The organism is Bacteroidota bacterium, assembly GCA_016713765.1.
Lineage (GTDB): Bacteria > Bacteroidota > Bacteroidia > AKYH767-A > 2013-40CM-41-45 > Pollutiaquabacter > Pollutiaquabacter aromativorans.
This window is the reverse complement of the sequence record JADJON010000005.1, coordinates 13,207-37,788: the sequence shown is the minus strand read 5'-3', so window position 1 is coordinate 37,788 and position 24,582 is coordinate 13,207. Positions and strand designations below refer to the sequence as shown.

Sequence of the window (24,582 nt, the reverse complement as noted above, 5' to 3'; positions counted from 1 at the left end):
AGTCCATCACATTGGAAAAGCGGGAAACGGTGTCCCGAATCCTTCCTGTAAAAATGTTGGCCGATTTGGATTGTACACCATCACCATCTATTCGACTACGATTGTTGGCGTACTACCTTTGTGAAAGGGGAGCCACGACCCTGAGCGTACCGGATTATTCTGCGATCAAGCGACCCGCGCCCCCACGACAGGAATGCCCTGCTCTTTCCGTACTTCTGCCTTTAACTCCGCCAGCTTGATACGGCTGTTGACGACGGCGTTTTTGCGGAGTTCACCAGGAAAAGAAAACTTTCGTGTTCTCAAATTTGTAAAGCTCGCCGCCAGAAGTTTTTCCCATTCTCCAACTGTTGCTGCTGAATGCGTAATGAAGTCCCAGGTTAGTCAATCTCATTGCAGGCGGCAAGTACCTGGTTGGTGATTTCCCACGGTTGGTTTGCAGTTGCTTTTGTTCCGTCTGGGTCTTTTGATCTTCATCTGGTTGAGCTTACCACGCCTTTCGCGAAGGAACAACGGCATCCCCAAGCGATAACCCCATTTTTGTAATTCTCCTGATAGATCGGTTTTGTAATCCGTTCTCCAACAGTCCGTCGGCACGCGGCGCAAGGAAATTATAATCGAGGTTGAGTTTCTGGCCTCAGCTTCTCGTAGCCGCCCATCGTTTCTCGATTTCAAGTCCCTGCAATTTGGGCGGAGCTGACCACTTGGGTGGTTGCTGTTGGCCGAATCGAGCATTGCGTTGAGTGATGCGGCATCCAGCGTATCGATAACGGTTCCTTCAAAGGTCGGGACCACTTCCGCCGTCATCCCATCGGAGCGGCCTTCGGGGCTCCAGAGGTGATTCGACATGATCAGGCGGGCATTGGTGAAATTTGTGCAACGACTGATTCCCGGATGTTCTCCGGTTCTGGACTTCAATCAACGCTTCCATCGAGTCGATCGCGGGCTGATCGCTTGAACAACACGCGAATCCGGGATCGCGTCGAAGCGCAATTTCCCGCCAGGCGGAGGTGATTCTTCGTGCTATTGCAGTCGCGTAAACGCGCGTAGGTCCCGTACCGAGGTAATCCTTGCTGACCTGCAACAGCAGTTTATTGATAAGCTTGATTTGCCCCGCAGCAGCCAACGTTCCCAGCACTTGTGCCTGGCGCACGGTAGCGTCGCTCGTCGATCAGGAGCCCTTGTCCCCAGGGCACGCTGACCCCAGGAAACTTAACCCTTGTCCGGGCGTGACGCGTTCGGAATCGAGGTACGGGCCGCGACTATTGTCGAAACCCGCCTTGATGTCGGTTCCGAACCAGACTGGAACGACCAGCGAGTTTTCCCAGCTTTTCCAGTATTCCTTTCCTTCGAAATTCTTCTCATCGAATCCGCTCTTCAATACTGGATCGAACATCCCGCGGCCATGCGCTCCGCCCTGGCAGCGTCAGGCAATAGCGCTGCCTGCTTCGCGACCGGATGATCCAGCACCAGTCGGTACACTTCTGAAGTGAAAGCGCTACGCGTGCTATCCTGAGCGGTTGCCAGCAGTGTACACAGCGTCAGGAGTACCAGCAGCGTGGAGCGCTTCATTATTCCTTCTCCTCCGATTTACCAGGTTTCTTCTTTCGCCCGCACTTTTCACATCGACCGGATTGGTCGACACCTTGCCGTACCGAGGTAGTCGGGCGGGAACCCGTTGAATTGACGCCAGAGTTCGTACCAGATCGGCACATCCTTCAGCATGATCCAGCCGAACGTACCTGAGCCACCCCGTATCTGTTCCGGCCAAGGCGTGTCATCGGGATCCGGAACAACAAGGATGCGGTACTTTCCCTGTGTATCGAAGTTGTCAATGACAGCTACCACGCCGCCAAATGTTCCGAACGAATAGTTCGGCCAACCGGAGAAGACAAGTGCCGGCCAGCCATCGAACTGCAGCCGGACCTTTCGGCCTTTCTCGAGGAGCGGGATATCCATCGGCTGCATGCAATTGGATGGCGAGACTCGGATCGGACGGCATGATGGTGCAGATCACGTCGCCTTCCGCGATGTTCTCGCCCACACCCGACACTTTCGCCTGTACGACATACCCGTCTTGCGGAGCCGTGACGAAGTAGAACGAACTGCGTATGCTGAGGCTGGAGAAGTCGATGTTCATCTTCGCGATCTCCGCCTGGGTCTCATAAAGATAGGACAGCGCGCTGTTCAGTTCCGACTCCGCTTTGCTGATCTTGTTGGAGTATTCGGCTTCGAGCGAACCGAGTTCGATGTTCGCGTTGATCAGTTCGTTCTTGGAAGTAAGCAACTTGTTCTCGACCGCCACTTGTTTGGCGGTGGTTTCCTGCTGCTTGAGGTTGCGGCGTTCCTGTTCGGTCAGCGCGATCAAGCCCCGCTTGAGCAACGAATCGGCGCGGCGGGCCTGGACACGGGCGATCTCCATATCGACGCGGATGGCCTGCAATTCGGCACTGTCGCTGAGGATCTTCAGCTCCGCCTGCTTCACTTTGTTCCGGGCTTTTCCAGGAGAGTACTTTTTCTTTTGCAAGGCGTTGATCTGTTGCGCAAGCGCGGAGACCTTGGCGGCGGTAGACGATTGTGAACCCTCCTTCGCTTTGATCTGGTCGCTCACGCGTTCCAGCAGTTTCGGGTCGAAGAATTTTCCGGATCTCGCTGATGCGTACGATCGTGTCGCCCTTGTGGACGAATTGACCTTCACGAATGTACCATCGTTCAATTCTTCCCGGGATAACCGATTGCAGTGATTGCGGCCGGTCTTGTGGCAGGTAGGTCGTCACCGAGCCGCTGGACCGGATATTCTGTGTCCAGGGCATGAACAACAGCAGGAAGAGCAGGATGAAGATCCCGGAGGTGATTCGTGCGAACTTCTTCGCATAGCGCGTATCGCGCACGAGGCTCACCGCTTTGAAGGGCAGCGACCGGTCGTTTACCGGAGGTATGTTCTGTCCCATGGCTTAGAGGCTTGCTGGATAGTTTTGAATGAGTTCGCGAAATTCTTCACTGCGGGAGGACAATGCGTCGAACGTTCCCTCATCGACGATACGGCCTTCCTTCATGACCACGACCCGGTCGACCGCCGTCAATACGACGGGATCGTTCGAAATCAGGATGACGGTCCAGCCGTAGTTGCGGTCGAGAATCAATTCCAGGATGCGCTTCTTTTCCCTCCGCTCGACACCAAGCAGAAAATCGTCGAGGATGAGCAACGCGGGATGTTCCACGATGTTCCGGGCGATGACGATCTTCTTCACCATGCTTTCCGGCACCCGAACAGGCCCGCCGACCAGGCGCTATTCAAGCCTTCCGGTAAACCCGAGAGAAAGTCATTCAGACCGGCCGCTTTGCATGCCCACAAGACATCCTCCATGGTGACGCCTTTCCGGCCGATGCTGATGTTTTCGAGTATGGTCCCGTCAAACAATGCTTCCTCAGAAACGAAATCGCCGACATGATTCATCAGCGAAGCCTTGTTGAGCTCACGCAGAGAAACCCCGTTGAACTGGATATTACCGGAGTAGGAATCGTACAATCCCAGGATAAGGTTGATCAGCGTGCTCTTGCCGCTGCTGTTGTAACCGGTGATCGCGATGCGTTCCGATGCATCAACCTTCAGGCTCACGCCGTTCAGGGTTGGTTGAGCGCGATCCGGAAACCGGTAGCCGAGGTTTTTCGGTGCGGATGCTCAACCCGGAGTTCTTCGGTACTACCAGGTCGATCCCTTTGTATTCCTCGACCGGCAGACTGGTCACCTTGGTTATTTTTTCAACGCCGACGAGCACATCGTACACCTTGTCGATCTTCAGGATGATCTTTTCGATCGAATTGATGGTCATGATGATCACGATCTCCCGCCGCAACGAATTGACCGAGGTTGATCTGCCGGTCTACGATCAGCACCGCGCCCAGGATGAGCAGCATGGCGGTTACGATGGTCTTGAAGACGACGAAGCTGTAATACTGCTTCTTCAACACCCGAAAGTGATCTTCCCGCGCCTGAACGTAATTGCTGACGAGGTGGTCGGTCTTGTCGAGCGCGAAGCTGGTGTGGCCGGCCAGTTTGAATGTGCTGAGCGTGCGCGCGATCTCTTCCAGCCAGTTGGCAACTCGGTATTTATAGTCGGACTCCGTCATGGCGGTGGCCAACCCTTTCGGACCGGTCATTCGCAGGATGAAGATCAGCAGGAAGACCAGGACCGAACCCATTACGATGAACAACGGATGATAGAACGACAAGAGCAGGATCCCGAAGATCACCTGCAAGGTCGCTGCCGTGATGTCGATCAACAGGATGGGAAGTCCTTTCTGCAGTGTGATCGTGTCGAAGAAGCGGTTCATCAGTTCCGGCGGATAGTATTGCAGGACTGATTCGAGGCGTATTCTCGGAATGCGCGAGGCGAACAAAAAGGCCGTGCGGGTAAATAGTTTCTGATGAAGGAATTCGACCAATTCCAACTGGTAGATGGTCATGATCCCGGAAAACACTATTCCCAAGAGGATGAATGCAATCAGCACCACCACGGAGGTAACGACCTGTCCGCTCGAGATGAACCCGATCAGGCTTTGAACCCCCAGGGGAAGCGACAAGCTGATGATGCCGATCAGGATCGCATACAGGAAGATGTAGAGGATCTCTTTTCGCTCAGGCTGGAGCAGTTTCAGTAGTTTGGAAAAGAGTTTGAAACGAACGCTGCCGACATCGATGGCCCGGAGTTCTTCCGGCTCTTCAAAGTTGGAATGAGGAAGCAGGTGATGACGACAATGCTGTCGGCTTCCGAAAGCCCGTCATGCCGCTGGAGATCACCGAGGTCCTCAACGCGCTCAATGCGCATGGTCTGTTCACCCTGTGCGGTGAATGCCGTTGCGAATCGTTCACCTTTTCCCGCATGGACCAGAATGGGATACAACGAAGTTCCTTTTTTACTGAATACCAGGAACGGATAGCTGCCGCTCAAGGCGAGTTTGCTCAGCTCGCCAGAAGGCAAGTCGTTGGAAAGAAAAACAAGGTTGAATTGAGAACCGAATTCGGTGAGCTTGGCCAGGAATTCATCCAGCGAAAACTCCTGTTCATGGGTAAGCCTGGTCTGAAGCGCTACCAGTCGGTCAGCCTCCTGCGAAAAGCCATATTGCCGCAGGGAACGCCTCGGCAATGGCCGGAATCAAAGTTGGTTGCATAGTGGTTCATCAGTGTGGGTGAATGAAACGCTGTTTTACGGCACAAAGAAAAACACCGGAAAGCTATCCATAGTTCAGCCATTAACGATTTTTTAGAATTAATCTAAAGAAATACAATCAACTCTATATCAATTACATAGATAATGGTTGTTCACAAGATCAGTCAATCGGAAAAGTGATATCGCCCGGGGAAGGGGTCTGGGCTGCCCTTTGGCATGGCTTTCGTTAATACGAGGCCATCTTTAAACGCCAATTCGATGAAAACGCTCATCCCCTCAGCCTGGCCCTTGCCGCATCACCAGTCTCACGGCCTCCGCCCAGACGTCCACCCCGGCGATCGGGCAAAAACAGGTCAACCAACATGAACGGATCAAAGACGGAGTGGACTCCGGACAACTGACCAAGAAAGAAGCCCGCCATCTTCGCGCGCGCCAGGCGAAGATCCGGCACGACAAACGGGTTGCCAGGATGGATGGTGTCGTGACTCCGGCCGAACGCAAGCAGCTACACAAGGAACAGCGTCGTGCCAGCCGGGCGATCCACCGCCAGAAGCACGACGAACAGCATCGCTAAGAGATTGCCACGGTTAGCACAACCGGTCGAAGAGGAAACTCTTTCGACCGGTTTTTCATTTCTTTCCGCTGGCGTTTCGCAGGATTTCTGCAAAACTCCAACCCTTGATCATACCATCGATCGTGGTGGCGATGCGTCGGGCACGCGTCACCTCGGTTTTCGCGCCATCGATCCACTTGGAATAATAACGCTGATGAGAGCCGGGAAGCTTATCGAAAATTTTCCTGGCTGCGGGTTCCTCTTCAAGGCAGGCCCGCAGGTCGGCGTTGATCTGATAAACGGATTCATCCAATTGCAGGTCCACGGTTAAACCGGCACCTTCTCTTTTACCAATGGCTTTGCGAAGCGCAGCATTCAGCGGCAATATGAAATCCCCGTTGCCGATGGGAATCAACGCGACCTTTTCAATGGGGGAATCATCCAGTTTTCCTTTGACCCGGAACGAAGTTCGTTGACCCTTTTTAAGCCGGTTAGCCACATCGGCCGGAACATCAATGTACGTCCATCCGGATTTTTCACCCTTCTCCCGGAATTTCTGGATGATGGTCGTATAACGAACGCGTGCCATGTTGAGGGTCAAGATTATTATCAGTACCCGAATATTTTTGGGACCTCGATTATGTCCTGACAAAACTATTCCAATGAAAGTCATATCAAGAGACTCATCGACATCAATTCGTTGAACTGATTGCGGTTGATATTCCCTTAACTTTACCGCATGCCGGATGAAACGACAGCGGTCCAACTGCAAACCGCTACTGCAGTTGAAGAAGAGAGCCAGGTAATTGTTTTCTGCCATTACCGGGCGACCGGACCGGATCAATTGATCAGGATCTGGAGTACGACGGTTCTTCTGGATCGCTCATCCGCTCACGAGAGCAAATTGCTGTTCACGGATAATGTAGCGGTTGCGCCACAGTGGATGCATGTGCCGAACGGCAGCACCGCCCGTTTTACCCTGATCTTTTCCGGACTACCGCGTTCCTGTACCAGCTTCGATCTCATCGAACGGATCCCGGAACCGGGAGGGTTCGAGGTTCGGAATATCGGCCGGAACAAGACCGATGTTTACGAAGTGGAATTCCTTTAATGATTTTACTAAAACAGGATACCCCTTCGAGAACGATCGTATTACGATTGAACGTAGGGAAGAAAAACATCCACACGGGTTCCGGTATCCGGGGTAGAGGATAATGACAAGTCACCGTGGTGGATCTGAACGATCCGTTTAGCCAGCGGAAGACCCAGTCCGTGACCGCCTTTTCTCGCCACTTCCATGGAGCGATAGAATGGCTCAAACACGTGCGGCAGATCAGCCGGGTCAATGCCGATCCCGGCATCCTCTATCCGAAGGTGCAAACGATCGCGCTGCGGTTCCAGAGATACAATGCAGCGGTGAGGGTCGGAATATTTACAACCGTTCTCGATGAGGTTGGAAACGGCCACACGCAGGAGATCTTCGTCCGCTTCGATCACAACGCTGTTCTCGTCCTCGATCTTTTCACTATAGGTCAGTTCAACCTCATAGTCGGGATGCTGTTTCCGTAGTTTACCAAGGATCTGCCAGATCAACTCATCCATGCGGACCTTGCTGATGCGCACCAGACGGTCGTCTGCGTTTGCCCGGGCCAGGTAGAGCAGGCTGTTCAGCAGTTGATTCAGATCACGGGTGTCGTCCAGCATGGAACGCAAGACGTTCCGGTACTCTTCCCCGCTGCGATCCCTGATCAGGGTGACTTCGAGCTGACCGGTAATGGAGGTAAGTGGAGTGCGTAATTCGTGGGACGCATTCGATACGAATGCGCGCTGGGACTCAAAGGAAGACTGAAGCCGGTCCAGCATCTTGTTGAAGGTAATCGCCAATTGCGCGATCTCGTCCTTTCCATTGCCTTCCGGAATACGGATGCCCATGCTGGTGAAACTGATGCGTTCGGCCTGTCGGACGATATCCGACATCGGCTTAAGCGCACGTGCCGAATAGATGCGCGCTGCGATGACCGTGACGATCACACTCGCAATGAATCCGAAGATGAGTACCCAGAACAGGTTGTTCAGTTTGCTTCGGCCGTATTTGTCAAGCGCGGAGGCAAGGATGACATATTCATCGCCACCCTCCACATAGCGAAGTCCGATCGCTTCATTGAGTCCGAGGTGGAATCGTTGTTGCCCCAATCGCCTAATGGCGTTCAGCAGACTATCCGAGACCGGTATCGATTCATCATCGACCGAGTTGTAGATAAGATTATTGGCGGAATTGTAAACGAGTACCTTTTCACTGAACATCGCGTTGATGGAATTCTTGTCGATGATCTTCAACATGTCGTTGTCCACCTCCTTCACCTCTATCAACAGCCGGGCGGTCGTCAGCGCTTTGGTCTCCAGGCGGGCATAGAATTCCTGCTCACGATAGGACGACGACAGCAGGTAGATGCCGGTCGCAAATACCAGTAGAATGGAAGTTACGATCAGGGTGAACTGGAGCGTCAGGCGCTCCCTGATCCTAATGTTCATGGGTTCGGTTGCCGGAGGATGTACCCACTGCCGACATGCGTATGGATCAATTTACGGATATATCCGCGATCGATCTTCTTGCGCAGAAAATTGATGTAAACATCCACGAAATTGGTGCCGGTCTCATATTGGATGGACCAGACGTGGCTGGCGATTTCCGCCCGTGTAACGACGCGTTCAGGATTGCGCAGGAGATATTCCAACAAACCGTATTCTTTCGGTGTCAGGGAGATCTTATTACCGGCACGATGCACTTCGCGCGTGTCCAGGTTCAGGGTAATGTCCGCATAACGGAGTGTGGACGGCTCCGATAACTCGGGCTCCGAGCGCTTGAGTAGGGCCTTAACGCGGGCCAGTAATTCCTGAAACTCGAACGGCTTGACCAGATAGTCGTCGGCTCCACTTTCAAATCCTTTGAGCTTGTCGTCAATCGCACCCCAGGCCGTCAGCATGAGGACCGGAATCCTACGATCATTCTTTCGCACCGCCGCGCAAACTTCGAATCCGTTTTTTCGCGGAAGGTTCAGGTCGAGAATCAACAGGTCATAATTATTGGCTTCCAGCATCGCAAGGCCCGATTCCCCATCGGCAGCCCAATCGGAGGCGAGCGAGCTTTCGCTCAGCCCGGAGCGGATGAAGCCGGCCACTTTAGGCTCGTCTTCGACGATTAGAATTTTTCGTTCCATCAATTAAGAAAATTCGGCCGGTCGTGTATCCGGCAAGGTCATGTGACCGCGCTATTGTCAAAGGTCAGGAATTCCGGCACCTGAATTCCATTAAAATGAAGTTAAACCCGCTCGGGATTCAGCTCCTGAGCAGCTGACGAATTGTGCTCAAATGCGACAACAATACCAATGGAACGATACAACCCGGAAGCCAGATAAAAGGAAAGTGAAACAATGCGATGTTGGGTTGATCGAATGCCATTCGTTGAAAGGAAGTCGGTGCCGACAGCACACCTGTTCGCACGATGTAGAGCAGGAGCGCGAGTGAAATGAAATTCCAGGCCAATAATAGCCCGCGTCCAAGAAGTGGCCGCTGGTAACCAAAAGCAAAGATCAGGATCGAAGTGACTCCGGCAACGATGTCGTAATTGCCGCCCGCGAACGTCATGCCGACCGGAACCGTTTTGTAAAGAAACAAGGCGTACAAGACCATTTCAACACCGGCTCTGACCGAATGTAAAAGACACAACCATGGTTGTTGAAGGCTGTCTAAAAAGTGTCTCCCCCGCCTGGTTAGAAACAAGGAAAGAACTACCAAAAGCGGAGGGCCGATCAACAAAGCAAACCGTGGCGGCATCGTGTTGGTCACCTCGTAGAAGCCGGTCGTCGCGATCAAGCCCTGTACAACTACCCAGGCCAGCAGGACCGTCAACACCCTGCGTGATTTGTTTGTTGCGTACCAGAAGATGGTTAGGGCCAGTGCGGTGATGATGATGAAAAAAGTCGGGATGAGGATTGGTAATGTATGCATGGCTGTGGGATGATTGGTAAGGACCAAAATTAGGTAAGCGGTAAACCACGGAGCAACCGATTACAGATTATGATAATGAAAATCCATTCGAAGTGCCGGTTAGGGTAGTTCAACCGTTCGGCCGGAGCGGCTTAGCGGTATCGGTAGATCAGCCCGAATTGTAAGCCGGCACTATTCAAGCGTTCACGTATCGTTGTCGCTTCTGCGTCGTTTAAGGCAAACTGATAGGTTGGATCCAGATAGAATCGCAGGCGATGGCTATAATAGAATTCCAAGCCTGCTGAAAGTATGGGTGTGATGGAGATCTTGAGGTCCTGATCGGGAAGCTGGTTGCGCTTCACCTCCCGTTCGCCATTGCTGAATTTGTACCGGGTGGAAAGCGTTACGCCCAGGGGTAATCCCAAGGCAATGCCGGCGGCGACGTGATAGCGCAACCGGTTTTCGGTAAACTGGTAATGGAGCCGCAACGGCACTTCCACATAGCGGTATTGATGCCGGATAAGGATTTCGTCCAGCGCTTGTGTGACATTGGTCACGGTCACATAGTTGGTGTCGATCGCCGGGCCAAAGGTTTTGTCGGCAGACCGGTATTGATAACCCCGGATCGTGTAACGTAAACCGGCTTCCAGAATCCAATGAAGTGAGCGTTGCTTACGCAGCGAAAGACCGACGGAGTAACCCATCATCGGATCTTCGTGTTTTTGGCGATCGTTAAAGACCGCATTCAGACTGGAATCCGCTCCATCGTACTGTATTTCGCGGTAGCAACGGTCGATGGATAGAGTGAATCCAAAGGCCGTACGGTCGAAGACCGGTCCAGCTGGCGGGAGATAGGCCCGGGATGAGGCCGTCATGAAGCACAAGAAAACCATTGAAATCAGCCGACTCCGCATATGGGTCAAGGTAGTGTTATTCCCGGAATCCGTAGTAGGATTCACATTGGATACATGGTAAGGGAGTCTGGTCGAATTTTCTGCATTTTCGATTATTTTAGTGAATAAATAATTGCAAATGCGTTGAAATATTTTTATTCAATCAGTTTATTTGGAGTATACTTGCAACGGAGTCAGTGACGTGCATTTCTGCAACTGTTTCAAATCCGATGACAGGAGACCATCGGAATACTTTTTAATCAACTAAATAAATTAATTATGGCAAAAGGAAAACGTGGCCGCCCGAAGGGTTCTAAGAACAAGAACACCTCCGCAAAGGCTGCCAAAATCGTCGTTAAAAAAGGCAAACGGGGACGTCCGAAAGGATCGAAGAACAAGAAGACCCTGTTGGCGGAAGGCATGCCGCTCGCGGCAATTGCTCCGTTCAAAGGAACCGGTAAGCGTGGTCGCCCGGCCAAAGTTGCACAGGGCGTCATCGGCAACGGTATCCGCATCGTCGACGGCATGGCGCTCATCAACCTCACGGGCAGCCGTGTGAACCGTATCCTCGTCATCGGCAGCGATGCGAAGACGCCGGTTACGCATCTCTGATCGGTTATGCACAATAAAAAGGGCGTCGTGAAACTCACGACGCCTTTTTTATTTACCGTAGGTGTCTGCTCAAAGCCGAATGCAAACATTCTTCTCTTCCGTAAAAAACCGCAGCGCTTCGAAACCGCCTTCGCGACCGACGCCGCTGCCTTTCATACCGCCGAACGGTGTGCGCAGGTCGCGCAGCAGCCAGCAGTTCACCCAGACGATGCCGCTGTGGATCTTCGCCGCCATGCGGTGCGTGCGACTCAGGTTGGAAGTCCAGAGTGAACAGGCCAGTCCGTATCGGGTGCTGTTCGCGTATTGCAGGACTTCTTCTTCCGTATCGAAGGGTTGCAGGGTTACCACCGGCCCGAAGATCTCTTCCTGGTTGGTGCGGCAGTCGTAGGAAAGCCCTTCGATCACGGTCGGTGCGATAAACCAACCGTTCTTGCAGCGACCTTCCGGGTGCAAGGCAGTTCCACCGCAAAGAACACGACCACCCTCTTGTTTGGCGAGTTCGATGTAGGAGAGGACCTTGTCGTAGTGTTGTTTGGACACGATCGCGCCGATCCAGCTTTCATCCAGCATCGGATCGCCGACCTGCAGTTTCTTCACGCCGTCCACGAACGCGTCGCGGAACTTTTCGTAGATGCTGCGTTCAACGAAGATGCGCGAACCACAGAGACAGATCTCGCCCTGGTTCGAAAAGGCCGCACGCACGGCCGTGTGAACCGATTTTTCAAAGTCGGCATCGGCGAACACGATCGTCGGGTTCTTGCCGCCCAATTCCAGAGAAAGTTTCTTGAACATGGGAGCGGCAATGCTGGAAATGGTCTCTCCGGTCTTCGTGCCGCCGGTAAACGAGATGGCGGGAATCTCCGGGTGCGACACGATTGCGGTGCCGACCTTGGGCCCGAGTCCATGCACGATGTTCAACACGCCGGCGGGAAGTCCGGCTTCGATGGCCAGCTCCGAAAGGAGATAAGCCGTCATCGGCGTGATCTCGGATGGCTTGGCCACGACCGTGCATCCCGATGCAAGCGCCGGGGCGATCTTCCAGGTGAAGAGGTAGAGCGGCAGGTTCCAGGGTGAGATACAACCGGCAACACCGACGGGTGTCCGCAAGGTGTAGTTGATCGCCGTCTCTTCCATCGCGTGAGCCTCCGTTGAATCGTGCAGGATGCCGGTGGCATAAAAATGGAAATTGGAAACCGCACGGGGAATGTCGACGCTCTTCGCCAACCAGACCGGCTTACCCTGATCGACGGACTCCGCGAGCGCGAGACGGTCGAGGTTTTTCTGGATGAGGCCCGAAAGTTTCAGCAGCAGCGCCGAGCGTTTTTCTTTCGGCATGGTGGACCAGGCTGGAAATGCGGCCTGTGCCGCAGCCTGAGCGGCGGCCACATCCCGTTCGTCGCTGTCGGGAATCAGGCTGTAAACTTCGCCCAGCGCCGGGTTGAAATTATCGAGGTATTGTCCCGAAGTAGGCGGGACGAGGGCTCCGTTGATGTAGTTCTGGAGGTGAAGCATGGGGGTAAAGGTAGTGAACAGTGAATAGTGAATAGTGAACAGTAAACGGTGAATAGTAAGTAGTGAACAGTTTTTTGTGAATAGCGAATAGTTATTGGTGAATAGTCAGTGTTTTGTACCTGGATTTCGTGGAGGCGGGGGAAACAGGATTTGAAATTTTTGATTGGTTATTTGTAATTAGAAATGCCGATTTTATTTCGCCTCAATCACCAATCACCAATGCCCAATACCTACCTACTAATCGCTATCTTCGTATCAACATCACGTTCGAACGCCCATGTCCTACCCCTTTCAACATACCGATCGACCAGCTTACGATGCTGCCTACCGTCGCAGTGTACAGGACCCGGAAGGATTCTGGGCCGATGTGGCCGCTAACTTTTACTGGCGTAAGCGATGGGAAAAAACACTGGAGTGGAATTTTCGGGACCCGGATGTCAAATGGTTCTCCGGCGGCAAGTTGAACATCACGGAAAATTGCCTGGACCGTCACCTGGGTACGCTGGGTAACAAGCCGGCGATCATCTGGGAACCGAACGATCCGGAAGAGCATCACCGGGTACTGACCTACCGCGACTTGCACACGAAAGTCGTACAGTTCGCCAATGTGTTGAAGAATAACGGCGTCAAAAAAGGCGACCGGGTCTGTATTTACATGGGCATGGTGCCCGAGCTCGCGATCGCCGTACTGGCCTGCGCACGCATCGGCGCGATTCATTCGGTGGTCTTCGGCGGCTTCAGCGCGCAAAGCATCGCCGATCGTCTGACGGATGCACAGGCCGAGTTCATCGTCACCTCCGACGGCGCCTTTCGTGGCAACAAGGAGATCGGATTGAAGAGCGTGATCGATGACGCGCTGGTGCAATGCCGGTTTGTCAAGCGTGTGATCGTACTCACGCGTACGCGGACTCCCGTGTCCATGATCAAAGGCCGCGACGTCTGGTGGGAAGACGAGATCCGCAAAGTGGAAACGATGGGCAATCCGGACTGTCCGGCGGAAGAAATGGACGCGGAAGATCCGTTGTTCATCTTGTATACTTCCGGCTCTACCGGAAAGCCGAAAGGCGTCGTGCATTCGAGTGCGGGCTATATGGTGTACACCACCTATTCGTTCGCCAATGTCTTTCAGTACCGCCCGGGCGAGATCTTCTTCTGTACAGCCGACATTGGTTGGATCACCGGACACAGCTATATCGTGTACGGTCCGCTCGGCGCCGGCGCAACCTCGCTCATGTTCGAAGGGATTCCCACCTGGCCGGACGCGGGCCGGTTCTGGGACATTGTCGACAAGTACCACGTGAACATCCTCTACACCGCGCCTACAGCGATCCGTTCACTCATGGGATACGGACTCGGGCCGTTGCAGGGTAAGCACCTCAACAGCCTGCGCGTACTCGGTACGGTTGGCGAACCGATCAACGAAGAAGCCTGGAACTGGTACCATGAGAACGTGGGGAGAAGAAAATGTCCGATCGTCGATACCTGGTGGCAAACCGAGACCGGCGGAGTCATGATCTCCAACATGGCTGGTGTGACACCTGCAAAACCGGCGCACGCCACACTTCCCTTGCCCGGCGTTCAACCGATGTTGGTTGATGAAAAGGGAGAAGAGATCACCGGCAACAATGTCAATGGAAACCTCTGTATACGATTTCCATGGCCGGGCATGATCCGAACCACCTACGGTGACCACGAGCGATGTCGTACGAATTACTTCGCGACCTACGAGAACCTGTACTTCACCGGCGACGGATGCTACCGCGACGCGGAGGGCAACTACCGGATCACGGGTCGTGTGGACGATGTACTCAACGTCAGCGGCCACCGCATCGGAACCGCCGAAGTGGAGAACGCGATCAACATGCACGCCGGCGTGGTGGAGAGCGCGGTTGTCGGCTACCCGCACGACATCAAAGGACAGGGCATCTACGCCTATGTCATTTACAGCGGCACGCACGGCGACGAGAACCTCACGCGGCAGGACATCGCGCTCACGGTGAGTCGGATCATCGGCCCCATCGCGAAGCCCGACAAGATCCAGTTCGTCTCCGGCTTACCCAAGACCCGCAGTGGCAAGATCATGCGCCGCATCCTCCGCAAGATCGCCGAAGGCGAAACCGAATCCCTCGGCGACACTACGACCCTGCTGGATCCGGGGGTGGTGGAGGAGATCAAAGGAAACAGGTTGTAGGTTTCGGGTTTCCGGTTTCGAGTTTCGGGTTTTTTAATATTAGTTTCCCGCATTTATTGGATGCAATTCCCTGAAGCGATTTGGATGTTTGCTTCGTGGCCAGCATTAAAACCTTCGAGGACCTGGAGATTTGGAAGATCGCCCGGCAAGTGAACAAAATTGTTTTTACGATTACAAGATCGCGCGAATTCCAGGAAGATCTTCGCTTTCGATCACAGATTCGAAGCGCATCCGTATCGATGATCTCCAATATTTCAGAGGGATTTGAGCGCGGAGGCAATCGGGAGTTCACGAATTTTCTTTCCATCGCCAAAGGTTCCAACGGTGAATTGTATTCCCAACTGGTTGTGGCGGCTGATCAGGGTTGGGTTCCCGATTCGGAAATGGAAATCCTGCGGCAACTAAGCCGTCAGTTTTCACAAAAGACAGGCGCACTAATGTCCTATCTGATTCAATCTCAAATCAAGGGAACGAAGTACAAAGGGCGACAGTAAGGAGAAGAAAACTCTTCAACAAAAAAACAACCCGAAACCCGAAACTGGAAACTGGAAACTGGAAACGCGAAACCGTAAACTACAAACACGAAGTCCTTCCTCCGTCCACCGGCACGTTGATGCCCGTGATGTACGCGGCGGCGGGGCTGGCGAGGAAGGCAATGGCGTTGGCGATCTCGGAAGCTTCGGCGAAGCGGGCCATCGGGACTTCATGGACCATTTCAGCTTTGATTTCGTCGGGATGCTGTCCGGTTTTTTGGGCTTTGGCGTCGATCAGACTGCGCAGGCGTTGGGTGTTGGTGGCGCCGGGCAGGACGTTGTTGACGGTGATGCCGTACTTCGCGACTTCACCGGCCAATGTCTTTGACCAGTTCGCTACCGCGGCGCGCACGGTGTTGGAAACGCCCAGACCTTTCAGCGGTTGCTTGACCGAGGTAGAAATCACATTGACGATGCGCCCATAACCCGCTTCTTTCATGCCGGGCAATACGGCCTGGGCCAGGATGTGATTGCACACCAGGTGATTGGAAAACGCCTGGATGAATTCTTCCGTCTTCGCTTCGGTGATGGGTCCGCCCGGAGGTCCGCCTGTATTGTTGATCAGAATGTGCACGGTACCCGTGCTGCGCAGATAGCGCTCGACCGATGCCCGGAGTTCTTCGGGTTTGGAAAAATCGGCGACCAGATAATCGTGCTTCTGATGAAAGACCGATGACAGCTCGCCGCAGGTCTTTTTGAGATCGGATTCGTTGCGCGCAAGTAAGGTAACCGTGGCACCGAGCAGCGCAAGTTCCAGCGCTGCCGCTTTTCCGATACCCTGCGTACTACCGCATACAAGGGCTTTCTTACCGCGCAGATCGAGATTCATTCCGTAAATGACGGGAGATTTTGTGAATGGGTCAAGACGGCGAGGGGGTTTCCTGCCTTCGCTAAAGCTGCGGCAGGCGGGCGGGCTTCAGGTTTCGAGTTTCCAGTTTCGGGTTTTGTATTTACAGTTGCCATTTTCTAGTTTCTAATTACCAGTTTCTAATTACAAATATCCAATCACCAATCACCAATGCCATCTTGTTCGCCGCGCTGTTCAGCACTACCTTGCATCCAGCACCATGTCCATACAGCCTGAAATCCGTACCATTCCATCCTTTCGCCTCATCGGCATGTCTCAGCGGCAGTCGCTGGTCCAAAACACTACGGCCGCATTGTGGAAACGCTTCATGCCCCGCCGGGGCGAGCTTCGGTCGATGAACCAAGGCGTGTTGTATTCGCTGGAGGTCTACGATGGCCTGGATCATTTCGCAGTATTTGATCCGGCCAGGGAATTCACGAAGTGGGCCGCGGTGGAAGTCGGACTACAGGAAGCGGTTCCCGATGGGATGAACGAATTGGAAGTGCCAGGCGGTCGATATGCGGTCTTCTTGTATCGTGGCCGCGCTTCTAAAGGCGCGGACCTGTACCGCTACATCTTTACCCAATGGCTCCCCGGCTACGGCTATTCGCTCGATGACCGACCGCACTTCGCCCGGATGGATGAGCGCTATAAGGGAGAAGCCGAGGATTCGGAAGAGGAGATCTGGGTGCCGGTGCGATAGGTGCTAGGGTGTCGCGCACTGTTCAGGGCATTTTCGAAAAGCGTTGTAAACGCAGTATGTTCCGTTGATAGGTGACCGGATCTTTTCCGAGATAGATTTTTTCACGCGCGGATCCCGCGATTCCACCAATGATCAATCCCGGAAACGTGGCCAGTGTTCCGCCGATCAGGGCGTTTTCTTCTGGCGGTATTGACTCGAGTATACCGTAATCCGGCACTCCCGACAAGCCCAGTACACCACCCACAAAGAAACCCACGACTCCTCCCACGAGGATGCCGGTTCCTGTTTTCCCTTTTCGGCCGATCTTCATTTCGTCGATGTAACGCGCGGGCATGAACCGGACTTCCCGTTCAAACGTCCTCGAACCGTGTTTGACCGCGGAATAGTAGAACCCGCTGTCGGTGACCGATTGGATGATCGCGTAGCGAATGGTGAATTGCTTGCTTGAATCACCGCGGATGATGCAGTGATAGGTGCGGGTATTGGAAGGAATAGCTGCCTGGTCTGCTTGGGCGATACAAGCAAGTGACTGGAACAGGAAGAGTGCGATGATTGAAAAAATGCCGCGAATTGACATGGTTGGGAGATTTTGGAATAGTCAACGATCATACAGCGGATACACTGGTCCTGGCGATCGGTTAATACTTCAGAAGTTTTCCGAACCTGAAATCCCCGTTATTGTCCAGGCGCAGCAAATAGGTCCCGGCCGGAAGGGAGCTAAGGTCAAGGGTGGTGTTGACCGAAACCGGAAGGCGATCGGATCGTACCGTTCGACCAGCCAGATCGTTGATGGTCACATTGGCTACTCCAACCCAGTCGCCGGGAAATCGGATCCCGAATAAGCCGTTGCCGGGATTCGGAAACACGAACAGCCCGTCAGCATCGGAGAAATTCACCGCGTCGATTCCGGTCGTTAGCTGGCAAAGGCTGTCGATGTAGTCGCGCATGTAGTGATACTGTCCGCAACGGTTCAAACTGCCGGGCACGAAAAAACAACTGCTGTCGCCATTCGAGCAGAAGGGATGATCGCCCGTACCGCCGAAGATCTGGAAGTTGACAAGCGAATCGTTCCGGAAGAGCTTATAACGCGGGATAGGAAAGGCCCACGAACGGAAGGCATCACCTTCCAGTCCGAAGAGATAATACGTGGTGTCGCACTGGAAAAATGCGTGGTAATGCGTGATCAGGTTTTGCATCCAGTTGGTCCAACTGGCACCTCCATCAATGGAATAAGCCACGCCCGACTGGTAATAACCCAGAAACAGGGTCAATGTATCCGTACCGAAATGCTGCAACTGGTTGACCGAGTTCCAGTAATTCGGCGAAGGGTCCGTATTCCTTGCGGCCGCACAGAAAGAGGAATCCACCTGCCAGGAATTCCCGCTATCATCCGAGCGCCAAAGCGTCGTCGGACCGCCGATGTATCGGCTGCCGACAAGTGTGAACCAACGGTTCGGCGCTACAATATCGAAGTCGCGGATGTATTGATCCGGATCCGGCAGACTGAAATCGTGTACCAGGCTGGTGCCGGCAGTGGTTTCCAGGTAAAGTGAATACCGACCGGCAATGAGCGTCGAATCCGCATTCAGCACATGAAAGGTCGAATCGCAGACGGCGTATTCGCGTTGGGCGAAGAGGAAACTGGGGAAAAGGAAGAGCATAAAAAGCAACCAAAGACCCGTACTGTCGGTTTTAATGGACAAGCTTCGTGTCATGGTCTTTTTTATTCAGGGGATCTTTCTCAATTCATAACGAATGACAGATTCTCCGGAAGCGAATGCATCATTGGACCTCATCCAAGAGTTTCACCGCGTAAAGACAAAACTCTTCAATTACTTCCTTGCCGGGGTCGGGTCGCCGACAGTTTACGAGGCAGTTCCGGTGACCGCGAAGCAAGATGATATTCCATTGCAAGAAGTGAAATCGGCGGATCGTCGATAAAGGGTTTCAGGGTGTCAAGTGTTTTCATTCAGCAGCGCGGAAAGGCAGTTCCTGGAACGTCAGCGCCTTTTTGAATTCGCGTATCGCCGCCGGATCCGGTGCCTTGGGAGCAAGCAGTCCGGAAACCAGGCCCAGTCCTATCCAAAAGACCAACCACAACACATACAAGCCTGTTTTATCACCAATGCTGAACCACACCCCCGCTAACCCCACGATCATACCGCCCGTAAGGCCGCAGCCAATGGTTTGCAACTTAGGGCCAAGGAAAAGCACTTCCAGGTTGTCTTGGTGGTAATAGTCGAGATTGGTAGTGTGGTTTCGGGCAGCCAGGGGAATGAAGTCCTGCCCATGAAAGTATCCTGCCAGTGTGACCACATGTCCATCCCGCGCGGAGAGGTCCATGCTTACCATGCTGATCGGTCGTTCGCTGCCGTCGAGTCCGTGGAGGAAGAATTCGACACTGACCTTGCTCGTCAGCACAACCCCGTGCGTGCCTTCGACGCGTTTTGCCGATTCTTTTTTGAAGTCGCTAACCATTCCCTGCAGGTAATCGATCTGAACATAGTGTTTACCATACTTGAAACTCACCGGTGTGTTGGCATCGGAAGAAGGATAAAATTTCACTTTTCTCCATCGGCGCGTGATGATGAACAACAGACCCACGGTGATGATAGAAAGCAGAAGTGGCGTTCTGAGTCGAAGCAACTGGTTTTTCATGGCCTGAGGGGCCTGTCGGATCGACTCTTGTTGACGTTCCTTCCAGTATTGATCGGCCTCTTCGACTCTCTTTTGCTGATCGACTTCGAATTGGGCGGCTTCTTTCGCCTTTAAGGCCAGATTGCTATGATATTCCTGTTGCCAGCTCTCGGAGAAGTAAAGACGAAAAAGCTCTCCTTCCAGTGTTTTATCAAAAGCGTACTGATCGGGGTTGTATTTCGCGCCCGCGGCGTTCATCGTCGCCATAAGGGCCATTTCCGCCTCGTGGTATTCCCGCACCTTCTGTTGTTCCGCCTTACTCAATTCAAATGCCCGATCCCCGCACATGACGTCGTTGATCATCCGCATGAGCTGTTTAAAAGCGCCGATCTGCCGTAGCCGGGCGTCATCGGCATTTGACCCGCTGATGTCGCGTTCAACAGCAGCTACAGCAGGCATTTCCTTCAAGTATGCGGTAGTTGTCTCGTAGGCATTCACTATTCCGCTTATTAAAAACAGAAAGCAGATCAGCGGAAACACTCGAATTGCCAATCTCCGAAGACATGTTCCGGAACTTAAAGTAGATGAAAAATTACGCGCCATGTGGTGTATGGTTGAAGGTTTCAATATAGATAAAGTTGCGGTTGCATTCGCATGTTCCGTGGGTTATACGGTTGATTTGTTTGGGGAGTAGAATAAGGGAAAATATAGAAGTCTGGATAGATCATATTTGGGTTTGGATCAGAACCCAACGCATTCAGGAAGATGAGAGTCTAAGTTCTGTAGACACCACGTACTATTAAATGGTGTTATCTGGGTGGATTTGCCGGGTACAATGGGTATGCTCTTCGTTCACGATAGTAATTCCAAGTGAAATTCGCTAAATTTCGAATTATTTAGTACCCGCTCCCCATGACCCACCTCGCCAACCTCATCAAGCTCAAAGCCAACCTCACCGACGAACAGGCGCAACTGGCCGCCGAGGCGGTGATGGACCATTTCAAACTCAAGTTCCCGCACATCCTGCACGCGGAGCTCGACCGGGTCGCCGAGGGCGGCGAATTTGGCGATACCGTGCGGGAGAAGTTCGACGACGTACGCGACAAGGTTGAAGCCGTAGCCAAACAAGCCGGCGCCAAAGCCGAAGAGCTCGCCAAGGAGGTGGGGGAGAAGTTGAATGAGTGGTTTGCGAAGAGAAAAGCCTGAATGGCTGTTAAGTGTTCCGGGTTCCGGGTTTTAAGGAATACTGAGCGTCCAGGGACAAAGGTTTTATTCCCAATCACGAACTCGGAACCCGGAACCCGGAACTCGGAACAAGACCCCGGAAACCCTTAAATTCGCCACGCAGCCAATCCCCAACCGCCATGCCCGTAACCCGCCCGTTCAACTTCAAACAATGGATCGACGAACACCGTCACCTGCTCAAGCCGCCGGTGATGAATCAGGTCGTCTATCAGCCCAACCAGGATTTCATTGTCATGGTCGTTGGCGGCCCCAACAGCCGCAAGGATTACCATTACAACGAGACGGAAGAGTTTTTCTATCAGCGCGAGGGCGACATCGTGGTCAAGATCATCGACGACGGCAAGCCGGTGAACATTCCGATCAAGGAAGGCGAGATCTTTCTTCTGCCGGCCAGAACTCCGCATTCACCGCAGCGAGGTCCCAATACGGTCGGGCTGGTCATGGAAGTGCAGCGACGTCCGGGCATGAAGGACGGCCTCCAATGGTATTGCGAAAGCTGCCACCAATTGCTGCACGAGGAGTACTTTGATCTGGAAGACATCGTCGATCAGTTGGCGAAAGCCATGACGGCCTTTTACGAGGATAAACAAAAACGTACCTGTAAACATTGCGGAGCCGTCATGGAGCCGCCTGTACCCGTGAAATAATCCGAATATGCCCGCCAGTGCGGGCATATTGCTTCCCAACCTGTTCCATCCGCGTGAGCAAGAAACTTACCCGTAAAGAGAAGATCGCGCAACAACAGCAATCTGCGCAACCTTCCAAGCGCCAGCAGGCAGCCGAGTTGCAACAACAACAGCGATCCCGTAACTGGGCCGGGTTGATCGTCGCGATCGTCGCGTTCCTGGTCTATGCCAACACCTTTCAACACGGCTGGGCGCTGGATGACTGGGGCGTCATTCCCGACAACAAGCTGACCAAGCGGGGCATCTCCGCCATTCCGGAGATCATGAGCACCACCTACCGTACGGGCATGGACGTCTCCGACCACACGTTATATCGTCCGCTCTCGAAAGCGACCTTCGCAATCGAGTGGAGCATTTCCCCTGACAACCCTTCACTGGGACACATCGACAACGTCCTGCTCTATGCACTGACTTGTTTCCTGTTGTTCCGCGTATTGCTGCTCTGTTTCCCGCGATCGCTTTTTATCCCGTTCGCGATCGCGTTGTTGTATGCGGTCCATCCCCTGCACACGGAGGTGATCGCCAATGTGAAGAGCCGCGACGAGATTCTCAGCATGCTGTTCTTCCTGCTGACACTCCGCTCGGCTTTGTTGTATGCCCGCGGTGGCAAATGGCAGCACCTGCCGATACTGGCGCTTTCTTTCTTCGCGGCACTGTTGTCGAAGGAATCGGCGATCACCTATCTCGCCGCCGTGCCGCTGGCGTTGTACTTTTTCTCGGAAGCGAAGGGTAGCCACTATCGCGGGGTCATGGTCTCCATGGCGGTACCGGCGGTATTGTTCCTCCTGATCCGGGCCAGTATTCTCGGGCAGTATCAATCTGCACCGTATGCAATGGTGGATAACCACCTCATCGGGATCAAGGACTTTGTCACCCAGCGTACCTCGGCGATCTATCTCCTGGGCGTTTATCTGTACAAGCATTTTATCCCACACCCGCTTATCTGTGACGGATCCTACGCGGCCTTCGATCCGGCGGGTCCCGGCGATTGGAAGTTCATCCTGTCATTCCTGATTCACATCGGCGCGTTGGTTTACGCGATCATGAATTTCAAAAAGCGCGACCCCATCGCCTTCGGTATCCTGTTCTACTTTGTTACAATCTCCATCATTTCCAACGTGCTGATGCTCATCGGGACCAACTATGCCGAACGCCTGTTGTTTGTCCCTTCACTGGGTTGGTGCATCGTCGTAGCGGTGTTACTGGATCGGCTTGCCGGCTGGTTGAGTCCGCAGTCGGGGACAACCCCGGTACCCCTGGTGCTGACAGCCCTGGTCGTACTCGGATTTTCCTCGCTGACCCTGGCACGCAACCAGGATTGGCACGACGAGACGAGACTCTTCAATACCGATCTGAAAAAAGTACCACGCAGCGCGCACATGCGGTTCTATGTGGGGAATCATATTTCAGCGGAAGACTATCTAACCACACTTCCGGACTCGGCAGCTATCAAAGCCGCGTTAGTCGAATCGATCGCGCAGCTCGACACCGCCATTTCGATCTGGGAACCGTACGGCGATGCCTGGCAACGCCGCGCATATAACAAGTACGTGCTGAACAATTATCCTGCAGCCGAGCAGGATTTTATCCGGGCGCTCGAGATCAACCCCACCAACCCGGTGGCGCACAACAACTACGGCAATCTCCTGTTCAACACGCGGAGGTATGATCTGGCTCTGCAACATTTCGAACAGGCCGTCAAATACAATCCCAGATATTCGCACGCGTGGAACAACCTGGCCAGCGTTTACGGTGTCTATGGTGAAGGGGCCCGCGAGCAGGCGATGAACAATCCTGCCGAACGCGACCGCTATATGGCGGATGCCAGACAAAAGTGGGAAACAGCGATCGGCTTTTTCAAGAAAGCGATCGAGCAAGAGGCGGATTATGCGGTACCCTACCGCATGTTGGGTTTCACGTATCGGAACCTGGGCGATGAAGCCATGGCAAACAAGTATTTCCGGGAGGCTGATGAAATAGCCAAGAAGAAGGCCAATGCTAAAAATTGACATCCACACGCATATCCTGCCGTCGGAGCTCCCCGACTTTCGCAAAAAGTTCGGATACGGCGGCTTCGTTTCTCTGGAGCACCATAAGCCCTGTTGCGCCAGGATGATGATCGACGGAAAATTCTTTCGCGAGATCCAGGACAACTGCTGGGATCCCGAAGTCCGCATGCGCGAGTGCGCCCATCACCAGGTCGGCGTGCAGGTGTTGTCGACCATTCCGGTCATGTTCAGTTATTGGGCGCAACCGCAGGACGCGCTCGACCTTTCCATGTTCCTGAACGATCACATCGCGGATATCGTGCAGCGCTATCCGAAGCGTTTCATCGGCCTTGGAACCATCCCGCTGCAAGCACCGGAGCTTGCGATTCGGGAGCTGGAGCGTTGTATGAAGATCGGGTTGGCAGGAGTTCAGATCGGCTCGCATATCAACGACTGGAACCTCAACGAGCCGGCCTTGTTTCCGGTCTTTGAAGCGGCGCAGGAACTGGGTGCCGCGATCTTCGTGCATCCCTGGGACATGATGGGCAAGGAGAAGATGAACAAGTACTGGCTGCCCTGGCTCGTCGGCATGCCGGCGGAAACATCCCTGGCCATTTGCTCCATGATCTTCGGCGGCATCTTTGAACGCCTGCCACGCCTGCGCGTTGCCTTTGCGCACGGCGGCGGATCGTTCCCCGCGACCTTTGGCAGGATCGAGCATGGCTTTCGTGTTCGTCCCGATCTGGTAGCGGTAGACAATTCTGAATCTCCGCGCAAGTACCTGAAACAATTCTGGCTGGACTCACTCGTTCACGACCCGGTGATGCTGGATTATCTTGTCCGTTTCATGGGGCCGGAGAGGATCGCGCTTGGAACAGATTATCCCTTTCCGCTCGGTGAATTGGAGCCTGGTAAATTGATCGGCGAGATGCCTTATTCCAACGACATCAAAGAACGGCTGCTGCATGGCTCGGCCTTGGAATGGCTCGGATTGGAAAAACGCCTGTTTGCATAGTACACTTACAGT

Annotated in this window: 28 protein-coding genes and 1 pseudogene; 10 read left to right on the top strand and 19 right to left on the bottom strand. The window is 53.6% G+C overall.

The window, feature by feature from the left end; genetic code table 11:
* Positions 1–775 precede the first annotated feature (775 nt).
* From IPJ96_16280 to IPJ96_16240, 9 genes and pseudogenes are all read right to left on the bottom strand, one after another.
* Entirely contained in the window at positions 776–1,150 is a 375-nt protein-coding gene (locus tag IPJ96_16280; protein ID MBK7911861.1) for a hypothetical protein, read from the bottom strand.
* Between the two features lie 18 nt (positions 1,151–1,168).
* The gene (locus IPJ96_16275; GenBank protein ID MBK7911860.1) at positions 1,169–1,393 is read right to left on the bottom strand and encodes a hypothetical protein; all 225 of its coding nucleotides are present in this window, start codon (positions 1,391–1,393) and stop codon (positions 1,169–1,171) included.
* Positions 1,375–1,569, bottom strand: a complete 195-nt coding sequence (locus IPJ96_16270) for a hypothetical protein (protein ID MBK7911859.1) — start codon at positions 1,567–1,569, stop codon at positions 1,375–1,377. Before IPJ96_16270 ends, IPJ96_16275 begins: the two co-directional genes overlap by 19 nt.
* 48 nt (positions 1,570–1,617) lie before the next feature.
* On the bottom strand, positions 1,618–1,845 hold the full coding sequence (locus tag IPJ96_16265; protein ID MBK7911858.1) for a hypothetical protein: 228 nt from the start codon (positions 1,843–1,845) through the stop codon (positions 1,618–1,620).
* Positions 1,846–2,159: 314 nt separating this feature from the next.
* Positions 2,160–2,948 carry a biotin/lipoyl-binding protein gene (locus IPJ96_16260; protein MBK7911857.1) on the bottom strand — a complete coding sequence of 263 codons (789 nt, stop codon included), beginning with the start codon at positions 2,946–2,948 and terminating at the stop codon, positions 2,160–2,162.
* Between the two features lie 3 nt (positions 2,949–2,951).
* Positions 2,952–3,251, bottom strand: coding sequence for a hypothetical protein (locus IPJ96_16255; GenBank protein MBK7911856.1), 300 nt, complete (start codon positions 3,249–3,251; stop codon positions 2,952–2,954).
* Positions 3,245–3,616: an ATP-binding cassette domain-containing protein gene (locus tag IPJ96_16250; GenBank protein ID MBK7911855.1), complete on the bottom strand. Its 372-nt coding sequence runs from the start codon at positions 3,614–3,616 to the stop codon at positions 3,245–3,247. Before IPJ96_16250 ends, IPJ96_16255 begins: the two co-directional genes overlap by 7 nt.
* Positions 3,600–4,656, bottom strand: a pseudogene (locus tag IPJ96_16245) (ABC transporter ATP-binding protein). The gene IPJ96_16250 and the pseudogene IPJ96_16245 overlap by 17 nt, the downstream one beginning before the upstream one ends.
* Positions 4,653–5,144 carry a hypothetical protein gene (locus tag IPJ96_16240; protein ID MBK7911854.1) on the bottom strand — a complete coding sequence of 164 codons (492 nt, stop codon included), beginning with the start codon at positions 5,142–5,144 and terminating at the stop codon, positions 4,653–4,655. The pseudogene IPJ96_16245 and the gene IPJ96_16240 overlap by 4 nt, the downstream one beginning before the upstream one ends.
* A gap of 319 nt (positions 5,145–5,463) precedes the next feature.
* Between IPJ96_16240 and IPJ96_16235 the strand changes: the two genes are divergently transcribed.
* A complete protein-coding gene (locus tag IPJ96_16235) occupies positions 5,464–5,742 on the top strand; it encodes a hypothetical protein (GenBank protein MBK7911853.1) in 279 nt (92 codons plus the stop codon).
* Positions 5,743–5,797: 55 nt separating this feature from the next.
* On the opposite strand, the gene IPJ96_16230 is transcribed toward IPJ96_16235, so the two are convergent.
* On the bottom strand, positions 5,798–6,310 hold the full coding sequence (locus tag IPJ96_16230) for a DUF1905 domain-containing protein (GenBank protein MBK7911852.1): 513 nt from the start codon (positions 6,308–6,310) through the stop codon (positions 5,798–5,800).
* Positions 6,311–6,460: 150 nt separating this feature from the next.
* Here IPJ96_16230 and IPJ96_16225 point away from each other — a divergent pair, with 150 nt between their 5' ends.
* Entirely contained in the window at positions 6,461–6,832 is a 372-nt protein-coding gene (locus IPJ96_16225; protein ID MBK7911851.1) for a hypothetical protein, read from the top strand.
* A gap of 41 nt (positions 6,833–6,873) precedes the next feature.
* On the opposite strand, the gene IPJ96_16220 is transcribed toward IPJ96_16225, so the two are convergent.
* The 4 genes from IPJ96_16220 to IPJ96_16205 all read right to left on the bottom strand — a co-directional run bounded on the left by IPJ96_16220 (position 6,874) and on the right by IPJ96_16205 (position 10,583).
* Positions 6,874–8,253 carry a HAMP domain-containing protein gene (locus IPJ96_16220; GenBank protein ID MBK7911850.1) on the bottom strand — a complete coding sequence of 460 codons (1,380 nt, stop codon included), beginning with the start codon at positions 8,251–8,253 and terminating at the stop codon, positions 6,874–6,876.
* Complete coding sequence (locus IPJ96_16215; protein MBK7911849.1) at positions 8,250–8,939, bottom strand: response regulator transcription factor; 690 nt, start codon at positions 8,937–8,939, stop codon at positions 8,250–8,252. Before IPJ96_16215 ends, IPJ96_16220 begins: the two co-directional genes overlap by 4 nt.
* A gap of 118 nt (positions 8,940–9,057) precedes the next feature.
* On the bottom strand, positions 9,058–9,729 hold the full coding sequence (locus tag IPJ96_16210) for a hypothetical protein (protein ID MBK7911848.1): 672 nt from the start codon (positions 9,727–9,729) through the stop codon (positions 9,058–9,060).
* A gap of 131 nt (positions 9,730–9,860) precedes the next feature.
* Entirely contained in the window at positions 9,861–10,583 is a 723-nt protein-coding gene (locus IPJ96_16205; protein MBK7911847.1) for a PorT family protein, read from the bottom strand.
* A 297-nt stretch (positions 10,584–10,880) separates the two neighbouring features.
* Between IPJ96_16205 and IPJ96_16200 the strand changes: the two genes are divergently transcribed.
* Positions 10,881–11,213: a hypothetical protein gene (locus IPJ96_16200; protein MBK7911846.1), complete on the top strand. Its 333-nt coding sequence runs from the start codon at positions 10,881–10,883 to the stop codon at positions 11,211–11,213.
* Positions 11,214–11,282: 69 nt separating this feature from the next.
* On the opposite strand, the gene IPJ96_16195 is transcribed toward IPJ96_16200, so the two are convergent.
* Entirely contained in the window at positions 11,283–12,725 is a 1,443-nt protein-coding gene (locus tag IPJ96_16195; protein ID MBK7911845.1) for an aldehyde dehydrogenase, read from the bottom strand.
* A 277-nt stretch (positions 12,726–13,002) separates the two neighbouring features.
* Between IPJ96_16195 and acs the strand changes: the two genes are divergently transcribed.
* Both acs and IPJ96_16185 read left to right on the top strand, forming a co-directional pair.
* Positions 13,003–14,916, top strand: a complete 1,914-nt coding sequence (acs, locus tag IPJ96_16190) for an acetate--CoA ligase (GenBank protein ID MBK7911844.1) — start codon at positions 13,003–13,005, stop codon at positions 14,914–14,916.
* Positions 14,917–15,011: 95 nt separating this feature from the next.
* Positions 15,012–15,410, top strand: a complete 399-nt coding sequence (locus IPJ96_16185; GenBank protein MBK7911843.1) for a four helix bundle protein — start codon at positions 15,012–15,014, stop codon at positions 15,408–15,410.
* 79 nt (positions 15,411–15,489) lie between these two features.
* Here the strand turns inward: IPJ96_16185 and IPJ96_16180 are convergent, their stop codons facing one another.
* Positions 15,490–16,278, bottom strand: a complete 789-nt coding sequence (locus tag IPJ96_16180; protein MBK7911842.1) for an SDR family oxidoreductase — start codon at positions 16,276–16,278, stop codon at positions 15,490–15,492.
* 238 nt (positions 16,279–16,516) lie between these two features.
* Between IPJ96_16180 and IPJ96_16175 the strand changes: the two genes are divergently transcribed.
* Entirely contained in the window at positions 16,517–16,999 is a 483-nt protein-coding gene (locus IPJ96_16175) for a GyrI-like domain-containing protein (protein ID MBK7911841.1), read from the top strand.
* 22 nt (positions 17,000–17,021) lie between these two features.
* Here IPJ96_16175 and IPJ96_16170 read toward each other — a convergent pair whose 3' ends face one another.
* The 3 genes from IPJ96_16170 to IPJ96_16160 all read right to left on the bottom strand — a co-directional run bounded on the left by IPJ96_16170 (position 17,022) and on the right by IPJ96_16160 (position 20,095).
* The gene (locus tag IPJ96_16170) at positions 17,022–17,576 is read right to left on the bottom strand and encodes a hypothetical protein (protein ID MBK7911840.1); all 555 of its coding nucleotides are present in this window, start codon (positions 17,574–17,576) and stop codon (positions 17,022–17,024) included.
* 61 nt (positions 17,577–17,637) lie between these two features.
* Positions 17,638–18,714, bottom strand: a complete 1,077-nt coding sequence (locus IPJ96_16165; protein ID MBK7911839.1) for a T9SS type A sorting domain-containing protein — start codon at positions 18,712–18,714, stop codon at positions 17,638–17,640.
* 250 nt (positions 18,715–18,964) lie between these two features.
* A complete protein-coding gene (locus IPJ96_16160; GenBank protein MBK7911838.1) occupies positions 18,965–20,095 on the bottom strand; it encodes a hypothetical protein in 1,131 nt (376 codons plus the stop codon).
* A 453-nt stretch (positions 20,096–20,548) separates the two neighbouring features.
* Here IPJ96_16160 and IPJ96_16155 point away from each other — a divergent pair, with 453 nt between their 5' ends.
* The 4 genes from IPJ96_16155 (at position 20,549) to IPJ96_16140 (ending at position 24,570) form a co-directional block, all read left to right on the top strand.
* A complete protein-coding gene (locus tag IPJ96_16155; protein ID MBK7911837.1) occupies positions 20,549–20,842 on the top strand; it encodes a hypothetical protein in 294 nt (97 codons plus the stop codon).
* A gap of 158 nt (positions 20,843–21,000) precedes the next feature.
* Positions 21,001–21,528, top strand: a complete 528-nt coding sequence (locus tag IPJ96_16150) for a 3-hydroxyanthranilate 3,4-dioxygenase (GenBank protein ID MBK7911836.1) — start codon at positions 21,001–21,003, stop codon at positions 21,526–21,528.
* A 53-nt stretch (positions 21,529–21,581) separates the two neighbouring features.
* Positions 21,582–23,576 carry a tetratricopeptide repeat protein gene (locus tag IPJ96_16145; protein MBK7911835.1) on the top strand — a complete coding sequence of 665 codons (1,995 nt, stop codon included), beginning with the start codon at positions 21,582–21,584 and terminating at the stop codon, positions 23,574–23,576.
* On the top strand, positions 23,563–24,570 hold the full coding sequence (locus IPJ96_16140) for an amidohydrolase (GenBank protein ID MBK7911834.1): 1,008 nt from the start codon (positions 23,563–23,565) through the stop codon (positions 24,568–24,570). The genes IPJ96_16145 and IPJ96_16140 overlap by 14 nt, the downstream gene beginning before the upstream one ends.
* Positions 24,571–24,582 lie beyond the last annotated feature (12 nt).